The sequence below is a fragment of the Phenylobacterium sp. genome (genome assembly GCF_036402295.1).
GTDB lineage: Bacteria > Pseudomonadota > Alphaproteobacteria > Caulobacterales > Caulobacteraceae > Phenylobacterium.
This window is the reverse complement of the sequence record NZ_DASWTE010000074.1, coordinates 1-10,432: the sequence shown is the minus strand read 5'-3', so window position 1 is coordinate 10,432 and position 10,432 is coordinate 1. Positions and strand designations below refer to the sequence as shown.

Genomic DNA, 10,432 nt, shown 5'->3' with positions numbered 1-10,432 from the left:
GTCTGGAAGCACTGGGCGGCCCAGAGCTCGATGATCTCGTGCTCCTTCTCCGTCAGGTGGGGGATGGTGCGGTCGGCCCAGATCTTTCCGAACTTGTGGTGGAAGGCCTCGTCGGTCATCACCAGCTGCATCAGCTTCTTGCAGAGCGGGTCGTTGGTGACCTTGAAGAAGGTGGCGAAGGCGCCCATCGCCAGGCCCTCCACCAGCATCTGCATGCCGATGATCTTCTTGTAGACCTCGGGGCTGCCGATGATGTCGACCAGCAGCGCCTTCAGGGTCGGGCCGCATTCCACCGGGCGGCCCCAGCGGGCCTTGATGTAGCGGGCGAACGCAGTGACGTGGCGGGCTTCCTCACGCGTCTGGTTGGCGGCGTACTCCTGCGCGCCCTGGTCCTTCAGCACGTGGCAGAGGCTGGCCGACAGGTTCAGCGCGCCCTGCTCGCCGTGCAGGATCGAGGAGAAGCTGCGCAGCGCGAACTGGTTGACGAACCGGATGCGGTCCTTCGGGTTCGACAGGTGGTCCGAGACGTACTTGGTCGAGAGCGACACGACCATGTCCTCCGGCAGGAGCATCTGGTTCTCCATGTCGAAGGGCTCGGAGAAGTCGATGTACTTGGGGTCCAGCGGATCCCAGAAGTGATCGTGGGTGGCGCTGATGATCTTGTCGAAGGCGGTCGAGCGGGCGTTGTAGCGGTCCAGCTCCAGCATCGACTCGAAATCGTCGGGCGCGACGGCGTCGTAGATGATGTCCTTGGTGATGTTGCCGTCGGCGGCCATGGGAAGCTCCTCACCTGATCACTGCCGCACCCTGCGACCTGACTGCGGGCAAGTCAAGAAAAGTGACGGGGGTGTCACTTTCTACTTCGCCGCCCCAGAGTGTCATCCCGGTGTATCCTTTCAGGCGCCCCGTTCGTCGTGGAGGGTAGGAGAGGGGAGAGCCCGCAATGCCCATCACCGACGACGACGCCCGCGCGCTGCGCCGGGCCTGGTTCGACTACCTCGACACCGTCCGGCCGCACCGTCCGGCGCTGCACGCCTACGGCCTGAAGCTGACCGGCAACGTCTGGGACGCCGAGGACCTGGTGCAGGAGACGCTGCTGCGGGGCTTCGCCATGATCGGCCGCGGCGACCTGCACGGCGCCGGCAGTCCGGTGGCCAATGCGCGGGCCTACCTCTTCCGCACCGCCACCCACCTCCACATCGACGCCGAACGGCGCAAGGCGCGCGAGCGCGCGATCCTGGCCGAGCCGCAGGCCGCGCCCGCAACGGCCGGCCCCGACGACGTGCGTGACGCGGGCGAGCGCCTGTTCCTGGCCTCGCCCCAGGCCCGCGCCGCGGTGGTGCTGAAGGACGTGTTCGACTTCAGCCTCGAGGAAGCCGCGGACCTGCTGCGCACGACGGTGGGCGCGGTGAAGGCGGCGCTGTCGCGCGGCCGCGCGGCGCTGCGCGACCCGGTCCCCGAGCCCCGGCTCGGCCCGCCGCGGGCGCTGATCGACGCCTTCGTCGACGCCTACAACGCCCAGGATCTCGCGCGCCTACTGGCGGTGGTGACCGAGGCCGTCAGCATCGAGGTGCTGGGCGTCGGCGGCGGCCGTGGGCTGGGTCCCGACGACGGCTGGGCGGATTGGTTGCTCAACAACCCCGTCCGCGCCGAGGCCCGGCGGCTCGACGGCGAGGACGTGGTTGCGATCCTGTTCCGCACAGACGACGGCGAGCAGCTCTGCGAGGTGCTGCGGCTGGACGGCGACGAGGGCCGCGTGAGCCGCATCGTCGACTACTGCTACGCCGCCGACACCCTGGCCTATGCGGCGGACGCCTTCGGCTATCCGGCGATGGCCCTGGGCTACCACCAGGACCCCGACACCCTCGTCGGCATGATCGCCAGCACGACGAAACCCTGGGACAGCCCGGGCATCCCAATGGGCGCACCGCCAGCGCCGGTTTGAAGGTCGCGGCCGCTACCCCGCGCTCGCCTCGATCAGGTCGATGTCCCCATCCGAGAGCCCGAAGTGGTGGCCGATCTCGTGCACCAGCACGTGGGTGACCAGCTCCTCCAGCGTCACCTCGCCGTTCTCGGCCCATTCGTCGAGGATCGGGCGGCGATAGAGGAACACCCGGCTGGGTTCGGCGGCGGCCGAGAAGATCGAGCGGTCGGCCAGGCTCACGCCCGAGTAGAGGCCGGTCAGGCCGAACGGGTCCTCGATCCCCAGCTCGTCCAGCACGTCGTCGGGCGGGAAGTCGTCGACGCGGAACACCACCTCGCCGGCCATCCTGCGGAACTGTTCCGGCAGCGCCGCGAACGCGCGCGCGGCCATCGCGGCCATCTCGTCGAGGGAAGGGGCGTGGCCCCAGCGGTCATCACTCATCCGGCATCACGATATGGGGCGCCTCGGGCGGGCGCGTCTCGAAGAGCCCGATGTCCAGCGGCTGCTGCGGCTTGGTAGGGCGTAGCGGCGCCTGGGCGATGGCGCGCAGGGCCTCCGGGGCCAGCGCCTCGCCGGACTTGCGCGCCACCCGCGCCTGCGGCGTGTCCAGCGGCCGCTCGGCGGTGCCGATCCGCCAGTACGAGACCGTGAGCCGCCACACCGTCTTCGGCCGCTTGGGCGGGTCGGGCCAGCGATGGCCGTCGGCATAGGTGGGCGCCACGGGCCGCGGCGGCTTCGCGCCCTCCGCCACCTGCTCCACGATCCGGCAGTAGCGGTCTTCGGGCTCGGGCGTGGTTCCCGTGCGCTCGTCCTCGACCCGACCCTTGTAGGCGTCGAGCGCCGCCTCGCGGGTGGCGAAAGCCGGACCCACGGCGTCGGTGGCGAACACCACCGCCTCGCCCGCCCGCCGCCGCGCCTCGCTCTCGCGCGCCGCGCGGCCCTGGGGCCGGCTCAGCGCCAGCTCGGCATTTGTCGCCACGGGATAGAGAATGGCCGTCATCACCCGCATTCTCGCCCAAAGCGCACGGCGACACCAAGGCGGCAAGGGCAGGGGCCGTTTACCCTGGGACGCGACGACGAGGCCACGTGCGGGCTGCGCCTTACGGCCCTAAGCTGGCGGCCAACGATTCGCCGGGTCTCGATGAACGCGCACGAACTGATGCTTGCGGCCGCGGCCGGGGCGGTCAGCCTCGCCATATCCGCCGTCCTCTGGGCGTTCGCCCAGCGGCGCGCCGGCGACCGGCGTATCGCCGAGCTGAAGGCGCGAATCCACCGGCTCGAAAACGCCGCCGAAACCGCCCAGGCCTCGGCCGAGGCCTTCGACTCGGCCCTGCTCGCCGTCGAGGACGGCCATGCGCTGCTGGCGTCCGGGGAGGAGTCGTTAAGCGTCTGCTGCGAGGCGTTGGGTCTCTCGGAGAGCGACCCGCAGTCCCTGCTGAACGCCCTGATGCGGGCCGACCCCGACCACGCGCGGCGCCTGCGCGGCCTGTTCGAGCGCGGCGAGGCCTGCGCGTTCGAGGTGAAGGGGTCGGCCGGCGTCGTCACCGTCGAGGGGCGCGCGGCCGGCGCGCTGGCCTGGCTGCGGGTCTCGGCCGTGCTGGGCGAGGACCAGGGCCTGCCGACCGCACCGCGCTTCGCCGCCTTCCTCAACGCCCGGACCTGCCCCGCCTGGATCGCCGCCGCCGACGGCTCGCCGGTCTGGGTCAACGCCGCCTGGCTGAGCGCCGTGGGCGTGGCCAGCCTGGACGAGGCGGCCCGGCGCGGCGTCACCTTCGACAAGGGCGCCGACACCATCGCCTCCGAGGCGGCCAACCTGGGGCAGCGCCGCGACGGCGTGCGCTGGCTGTCCACCGACGGCCGCCGCCGCGCCTTCTTCATCGCCGCCCAGCCGCTGGAAGGCGGCGGCGTCGGCGTCTGGACCGACGACCTCACCGACCTCGAGGAGGCCCGCGAGGACACCAAGCGCAACGTCGAGGCGCACGACGAGATCCTGAACCGCATCGACGACGCCGTGGTGATCTTCGACCGCGCCAAGCGGGTCAGCTTCCACAACACCGCCTTCGCCGAGCTGTGGGGGCTGGAGCCCGCCTGGCTCACCGAGCGGCCCACCCACGGCGAGGTGCTGGACCGTCTGCGCCAGCGCCGCCGCCTGCCCGAGACCGCCGACTACGGCAAGTGGAAGGCCGCCGAGCTCGGCCGCTACGAGCAGCTGGAGAGCGCCCCCGACGACATGTGGAGCCTGCCCGACGGCCGCACCCTGCGCGTCGTGCGCCAGCCGCACCCGATGGGCGGCCTGCTCCTGCTGTTCGCCGACATCACCGGCGAGCTGAAGATGAAGGCCCAGTACAACGCCCTCATCCAGGTGCAGCAGGCCACGCTCGACAAGCTCAGCGACGCCGTCGCCGTGTTCGGCTCGGACGGCCGCCTGCGCCTGCACAACGAGAGCTTCGAGCGGTTCTGGAATATCACGCCGCTGCAGATCGAGGCCGCCGGCGACTTCGAGGGCATGGTCGAACTCTGCGTGCACAAGCTGCACGACATGGGCTTCTGGCGCGAGCTGAAGGGGCGCGTCGCCGACCCCGATCCCGCCGCCCGCATGCCGATCACCGGCGAGGTGCAGACCTCGGACGACCGCATGGTCGAGTACCGCACCCGCCCGCTGCCCGACGGCGCCACGCTGATCGCCTTCACCGACGTCACCGACGCGCGGCGCCTGGAGAGCGCGCTGGCCGACCGCGAGCAGGCGCTCTCGGAAGCCGAGCGGCTGAAGCGCGACTTCGTCGGCAACGTCAGCTACGAGCTGCGCACCCCGCTCACCACCATCATCGGCTACTCCGAGCTGCTGGAGCACGCTGGCGACGGCCTGCCCGAGCGCGCCCGCGGCTACGCGGCCTCGGTGAAGTCGGCGGCCACCCAGCTCGCCCGCTCGATCGACGACGTGCTCGACATGGCCCAGATCGACGCCGACGAGATGGCGCTGGACCTGGGCCCCATCAACGTCGTCGACCTGCTGCTCGAGACCGCCGCCCGCTGGCATCCCGAGGCCGAGCCCAACAAGATCTCCATCGTCCTGCAGCCGGCCCCCGACGTCGGCGTCATCCGCGGCGACCGCCGCCGCTTGGCCCAGGTGCTGGACCACCTGATGGAGAACGCCATCGCCCAGACCCCCGCCGGCGGCGCCGTCACGCTCGCCGCCCGCAAGGCGCTGGGCGAGGTGCAGCTTCAAGTGTCGGATACGGGGCGTGGCATTCCCTTCCACGTCCAGGCGCACATCTTCGACCGCTTCATCGGCCGCGAGCGCGGCGGGCCGGGCCTGGGCCTGGCGCTCGTCAAGGCGCTGACCGAGCTGCACGGCGGCTGGGTGGCGTTGGAGAGCGAGCCCGGCGCCGGCGCCACCTTCACTTGCCACCTGCCGGAAGAGGCGCAGACGGTGAGCCAGCCCGAGCTCGGCTTCGCCACATGAGGTCGGCGGGTCTCCACCCCCATCCCGAGACCCCCGACGGGGCCGTCGACGCCATCGAGGCGGCCGTCCACCGCGGCCCTGGCGGCGTGCTGACCTTGAGCTTCCTCGTCACCGGCCGCATCGAGCTGCTCCGCATCCCGCCCCGCGCCGCGCCGATTCGCACCGACGAGCTCTGGAAGCACACCTGCTTCGAGGCCTTCCTGCGCGCCCCGGGCTCGGACGCCTACGTCGAGCTCAACCTCTCGCCCTCGTCGCAGTGGGCCGCCTACGCCCACTCCGGTTATCGAGAGCGGGCCCCTGATCCCGCCACGCCCGCGCCCTTCATCGACGCAGACGGCGGCCGCACCCGCTTCGAGCTGCGCGCCAGCGTCGATGTGAGCCGCCTGCCGGGCCTTCCCGCCGACGCCCCCTGGCGCGTGGGCCTCTCCGCGGTCATCGAGGCCGCCGACGGCCGCCGCACCTACTGGGCGCTGGCGCATCCCCCGGGCCAGCCCGACTTCCACCACGCCGACGCGTTCGCGCTGACGCTGCCACCTGCGGACCCACAATGAAGTTCGGCATCGACCGCCTGCTTTCCGAGCCCGAGCTGCGCCGCCCGCTGCAGGGCAAGCGAGTGGCCCTGCTCGCCCACCCGGCCTCGGTCACCGCCGACCTGACGCACGCCCTGGACGCGCTCGCCGCCTGCGACGGCGTCAAGCTCACCGCCGCCTTCGGCCCCCAGCACGGCCTGCGCGGCGACAAGCAGGACAACATGATGGAGTCGCCGGACTTCAACGATCCGGTCCACGGCGTGCCGGTCTTCAGCCTCTATGGCGAGGTCCGCCGGCCCACCGACGCCAGCATGGGGACCTTCGACGTCCTGCTGGTCGACCTGCAGGACCTGGGCTGCCGCATCTACACCTTCGTGACCACCCTGCTCTACGTCCTCGAGGCCGCCGCGAAACACGGCAAGGCCGTGTGGGTTCTCGACCGGCCCAACCCTGCCGGCCGCCCGGTGGAGGGCCTCACCCTGCGCCCCGGCTTCGAGAGCTTCGTGGGCGCCGGCCCCATGCCGATGCGTCACGGCCTGACCATGGGCGAGATGGGCCGCTGGTTCGTCAGCCACTTCAAACTCGACGTGGACTACCGGGTCATCGAGATGGCCGGCTGGGCGCCTGCCACCGCGCCCGGCTACGGCTGGCCGCTGGGCGAGCGCGCCTGGATCAATCCCAGCCCCAACGCCCCCAACCTCTCCATGGCCCGCGCCTATGCCGGTACGGTGATGCTGGAGGGCGCGACCCTCTCCGAAGGCCGCGGCACGACCCGGCCGCTGGAGCTGTTCGGCGCCCCCGACATCGACGCCCGCGCCGTCATCGCCGAGATGCGCAGCCTCGCCCCGCAATGGCTCCAGGGCTGCATCCTGCGCGACTGCTGGTTCGAGCCCACCTTCCACAAGCATGTCGGCAGGCTCTGCAGCGGCGTGCAGATCCACACCGACCAGCCCGGCTACGACCACGACGCCTTCAAGCCCTGGCGGCTGCAGGCGCTGGGCTTCAAGGCCATCCGTCGGCTCTACCCGGACTACCCGCTCTGGCGCGGCCTGGAGTTCAAGTACGAGTATACGCAAGGCCACCTCGCCATCGACGTCATCAACGGCGGCCCCGCCCTGCGCGAATGGGTCGACGACCCGGCCGCGACCCCGGCCGACCTCGACGCGATCACGACGCCGGACGAGGCCGCCTGGGAAGCGGAACGCCGGGCGCACCTGATCTACGCGGCCTAGGAACCGGACGGCGCGGGCGCCGTTCCGCGTCGATGCGCCTGCTCCAGAAGATCTACGACACCCTGCACGGCGGCGCTGACGGCCCGCCGCCGCTGAAGGCTTTGGATCCCGAGCGCGCGGTTCCGGTTCCGGTCCGCACGCGGATGGGCACGCCCGCCGACCTCGCCATGATCCTCGATGAGCGCGCCGCGCGAACCGGCGTGGGCGGTAACTGGCGGGATTCCCTCTCGGCGCTGCTGGCGCTCGCCGGCCTCGACGACACGGACGCCAACCGCGCGCACCTGGCGGAAGACCTCAACGTGGACGTCTCGGGACTCGACGCGACCAAGGCCGACGCCGCGCTGCACGCGGCGTTGATCCAGCGCATGGCCGACGACGACGCGGTGCCCTTCCTCAAGTAGGACGTGGGCTCACACCTCCGCCACGCCCTTGCCGACGGGGATCAGTGACAGCATCGCCAGCTTCACGTGCTGCCAGGCGAACGGGATGCCGATGATCGTCACGGCTAGGCCCGCCGCCAGCACCAGATGGTGCAACGCCAGCCACCAGCCGGCCAGCAAGAGCCACAGGATGTTGAGCAGCACGCTCACGGCGCCCGTGTCGCGTTCCACGATCACCTTGCCGAACGGCCAGTAGCTGAACCCCGCGATCCGGAACGCCGCCGGCGTCCAGGGCAGGCCGACGATGGTGATCGCCAGCACCACGCCGGCGAGCAGCCAGAGCGTGCCGGAAATCCAGCCGCCCAGGATGAACCAGAGGATGTTCAGGAGCAGACGCATGGCCGCGACCCTGCACCACGGCGCGGTGAAGGTCCAATGGCCCGCCTGGCTTCGCGACCCGTCCGACCGGCCCCGCTAGGACCAATCGACATTCACGACGGTGCCTTGGAGGCCGCTGATCTCCTCACCCGTAGGGGGAGGGGGACCGCGGAACGCGGTGGAGGGGGAACGCCCCAAGCTCGGCGCTCCCGGCAGTCCTCCTCCACCATGCTGCGCATGGTCCCCCTCCCCCTACGGGTGAGGAGAAATCGCCTCGCATTCTGAATGTCGACTGGTCCTAGCCCGGACGCCGCGGTCGCGCCCGCCGCGTCACCGCCCCGATCTGCCGCATGACCGCCCGCACCCGGGTCTCCGGGCATCCGTCCAGCCGCATCAGCTTCTGTTCGTTCAGGATGAAGTCCCGCGCGTCGCACGCCGCGCTGACCGCAGCGGCGAAGTCCGGCCGCGTCCGCAGCCAGCCGTAGAGCGTCCCGTGGTGCGGCATGCCCCTCCGCCGCGAGACGCTGAGCAGCGAGTCGCCCAGCTCGATCCGCGCGACGATCTTGTCCACCAGCGCCGGCGTGCACTTCGATCGCGCCCGCATCCGCCGCCGATGTCCGATGCGCTTCGCCGCCTCGTACGACCCGGCGAACTCCTCGTCCGCCGCCCGCCACTGCCGCACCAGGGTCCGCCCGGGCTTCCCGCCTCGCGCCGATCCACCGCGCGCGAGCCGCACCAGGAATGCATCGGCCGCCGCCTCGTCGTACGCCGGGCTTGGCCGACGCCTCCGGACAGCCGCCATCGCCTCGGCCAGCGCAGCGGCGAAGTCAGGCCGCTCGACTTTCCACTGGTCCAGCCGATGCCGGCTGGGCCCCTCGGGACGCCGCACCAGTTCGCGCACCGGCTCGCCGGATCGCACCCGCTCAAGGAACGCCTCGGCCTGCGCCGCGCAGAATCCCTGCTGCGCCTGCTGCGCCTGCCGCACTTCGAACCGCACCCGCCGCCGCGCATCCGCCACCTGTTGTGCGAACACGGGCGTCGCTTTCATCCATCGAGCCAGCGTGTGCCGCGACGGCATCCCGTCCCGCGCCTCGATCTGCCGAAGTGTCCAGTTTCGCCCCACCCATTCCACCACCTCGCTCATGATCACGTGGCGGGCGGGGTAGGGCGGGAGCATGAGAACAAAATAGGAACAAAATGCGAGACTGCAAGACCTCCTCCCCCCACTTCGGCTGTGGGTAGCGAGCGAATGCGTGGGCTGGCCATGCGTTCAGCATTTGTTCTAATCTCCTCTCCTCTCCCAGGCGCGGAGCGCCGTGGGAGAGGCCGGGAGAGGGCGGCGCGGCCGTGCCGACAGGCCGCCGTTGGACCAAGGGTCGCCATGGGCAGGATCGTTTCCGTCGTCTCAAAGCTGCGCCGGGACCGGGCGCGGCGGCTCAGGCGCGATCAGACCGAAGCCGAGGCGCATCTGTGGGAGGCGCTGCGTGCGGGGCGTCTGGAAGGCTGGAAGTGGCGCCGACAGGCGCAGGTCGGTCCGTTCATCGTCGACTTCCTGTGCCTGGAAGCCGCCGTGGCCGTCGAACTCGACGGCGGGGTCCATGCCGAGCGGGTCGAGTACGACATGCGCCGTGACATGTATCTGAAGCGCCGGGGCCTGCAGGTGCTTCGCTTCCGCAACGCAGAGGTGTTCGAGGATCGGGAGCGCGTCCGCTGGACGATCCTGAGCGCGTGCCGGGAGTCCGATCCAAGCCGACGCGGCCGCCCCATCGAGCGCGACCGTCGGCCTTGCCCGCCACAAGCCTGAGGCGTGACGGGGTCCCACGGTCGAGATGTTGCAGGCGCCGAGCCGCCCTCTCCCGGCCTCTCCCACGGCGCTCCGCGCCTGGGAGAGGAGACCCACGTCCGCGTGGGAAGCTGACCTACCGTTAGGGCGCTAGATTGCCGGGCTCGAAGCCGTACACGAACTCATTGAGCAGGCCTTGTGAACTCTCGAGGCCGATGCATTCCATGATCTCTTCGACATGGATGGCCGCGCGCTCTCTGTCCTCTGTATCGCTTAGGGTCAGGCGTTGAAGCCCGGCTCTGAAGATATGCAGCACGGCCGCGCTATCCGTCGGCGACCGGAGGAGGTCACGCACCTGAGCGATCGCGGTGTTGATGATGGCTTCAGCGGCTCGCCGGACGACCGGATCGCTGACGCCGGTGTAGAGGGCGCCGTCGGGGCCGAACTTTGGGGCGACTAAGAGTTCGTCCAAGCGCTCGATGGCGTCGGCCGGCGGAGCAAGCACGTAGGTTTCCATGCGGCTCAGGAAAGCGCGGCCGCCAAACGTCCGCAACGGGGTCGAAAGCGGACCTGTCGCTGGATCCGCCGAGCCGACCCGCCGCCCCCTAGTGCTGGCTCTCCGGCATCGTCACGCGCAGGCCGTCCAGGTCGTCCGTGACCTTGATCTGGCACGACAGGCGGCTGTTCTCCTCGACGCCCTCGGCGAAGTCGAGCATCGACTCTTCCATGGCCGAGCGCTCGC

Annotated in this window: 12 protein-coding genes and 1 pseudogene; 6 read left to right on the top strand and 7 right to left on the bottom strand. The window is 70.8% G+C overall.

The features are described from left to right. Nucleotides 1-776 (bottom strand): ferritin-like domain-containing protein (locus tag VGD44_RS04855; RefSeq protein WP_331084444.1); only part of this gene is annotated, 776 nt, incomplete at its 3' end. Between the two features lie 167 nt (nucleotides 777-943). On the opposite strand from VGD44_RS04855, the gene VGD44_RS04850 reads away from it, so the two are divergent. Then, entirely contained in the window at nucleotides 944-1,945 is a 1,002-nt protein-coding gene (locus tag VGD44_RS04850) for an RNA polymerase sigma factor (protein WP_331084441.1), read from the top strand. 12 nt (nucleotides 1,946-1,957) lie between these two features. Here VGD44_RS04850 and VGD44_RS04845 read toward each other — a convergent pair whose 3' ends face one another. Beyond that, nucleotides 1,958-2,365 carry a metallopeptidase family protein gene (locus VGD44_RS04845; RefSeq protein WP_331084439.1) on the bottom strand — a complete coding sequence of 136 codons (408 nt, stop codon included), beginning with the start codon at nucleotides 2,363-2,365 and terminating at the stop codon, nucleotides 1,958-1,960. Continuing rightward, nucleotides 2,358-2,924 (bottom strand): hypothetical protein, encoded by a 567-nt coding sequence (locus tag VGD44_RS04840; protein WP_331084437.1) that lies wholly within the window; start codon nucleotides 2,922-2,924, stop codon nucleotides 2,358-2,360. The genes VGD44_RS04845 and VGD44_RS04840 overlap by 8 nt, the downstream gene beginning before the upstream one ends. A 141-nt stretch (nucleotides 2,925-3,065) precedes the next feature. On the opposite strand from VGD44_RS04840, the gene VGD44_RS04835 reads away from it, so the two are divergent. From VGD44_RS04835 to VGD44_RS04820, 4 genes are read left to right on the top strand one after another with little or no spacing between them, the layout of a single operon-like run. Continuing rightward, complete coding sequence (locus VGD44_RS04835; RefSeq protein WP_331084435.1) at nucleotides 3,066-5,387, top strand: PAS domain-containing sensor histidine kinase; 2,322 nt, start codon at nucleotides 3,066-3,068, stop codon at nucleotides 5,385-5,387. After that, nucleotides 5,384-5,938, top strand: a complete 555-nt coding sequence (locus VGD44_RS04830; RefSeq protein WP_331084433.1) for a DOMON-like domain-containing protein — start codon at nucleotides 5,384-5,386, stop codon at nucleotides 5,936-5,938. Before VGD44_RS04835 ends, VGD44_RS04830 begins: the two co-directional genes overlap by 4 nt. After that, the gene (locus VGD44_RS04825) at nucleotides 5,935-7,149 is read left to right on the top strand and encodes a DUF1343 domain-containing protein (protein ID WP_331084431.1); all 1,215 of its coding nucleotides are present in this window, start codon (nucleotides 5,935-5,937) and stop codon (nucleotides 7,147-7,149) included. The genes VGD44_RS04830 and VGD44_RS04825 overlap by 4 nt, the downstream gene beginning before the upstream one ends. A gap of 32 nt (nucleotides 7,150-7,181) precedes the next feature. Continuing rightward, entirely contained in the window at nucleotides 7,182-7,550 is a 369-nt protein-coding gene (locus VGD44_RS04820; RefSeq protein ID WP_331084429.1) for a DUF3597 family protein, read from the top strand. Nucleotides 7,551-7,559: 9 nt separating this feature from the next. On the opposite strand, the gene VGD44_RS04815 is transcribed toward VGD44_RS04820, so the two are convergent. Both VGD44_RS04815 and VGD44_RS04810 read right to left on the bottom strand, forming a co-directional pair. After that, a complete protein-coding gene (locus VGD44_RS04815; protein ID WP_331084427.1) occupies nucleotides 7,560-7,928 on the bottom strand; it encodes a YccF domain-containing protein in 369 nt (122 codons plus the stop codon). A 277-nt stretch (nucleotides 7,929-8,205) separates the two neighbouring features. After that, nucleotides 8,206-9,084 (bottom strand): hypothetical protein, encoded by an 879-nt coding sequence (locus VGD44_RS04810; protein WP_331084425.1) that lies wholly within the window; start codon nucleotides 9,082-9,084, stop codon nucleotides 8,206-8,208. 204 nt (nucleotides 9,085-9,288) lie between these two features. On the opposite strand from VGD44_RS04810, the gene VGD44_RS04805 reads away from it, so the two are divergent. Next, nucleotides 9,289-9,711, top strand: coding sequence for an endonuclease domain-containing protein (locus tag VGD44_RS04805; protein ID WP_331084423.1), 423 nt, complete (start codon nucleotides 9,289-9,291; stop codon nucleotides 9,709-9,711). A gap of 121 nt (nucleotides 9,712-9,832) precedes the next feature. Here the strand turns inward: VGD44_RS04805 and VGD44_RS04800 are convergent, their stop codons facing one another. Both VGD44_RS04800 and VGD44_RS04795 read right to left on the bottom strand, forming a co-directional pair. Then, nucleotides 9,833-10,207, bottom strand: coding sequence for a DUF4844 domain-containing protein (locus tag VGD44_RS04800; RefSeq protein ID WP_331084421.1), 375 nt, complete (start codon nucleotides 10,205-10,207; stop codon nucleotides 9,833-9,835). A gap of 88 nt (nucleotides 10,208-10,295) precedes the next feature. Next, nucleotides 10,296-10,432: pseudogene (locus VGD44_RS04795) on the bottom strand (ferredoxin); the annotation flags it as partial.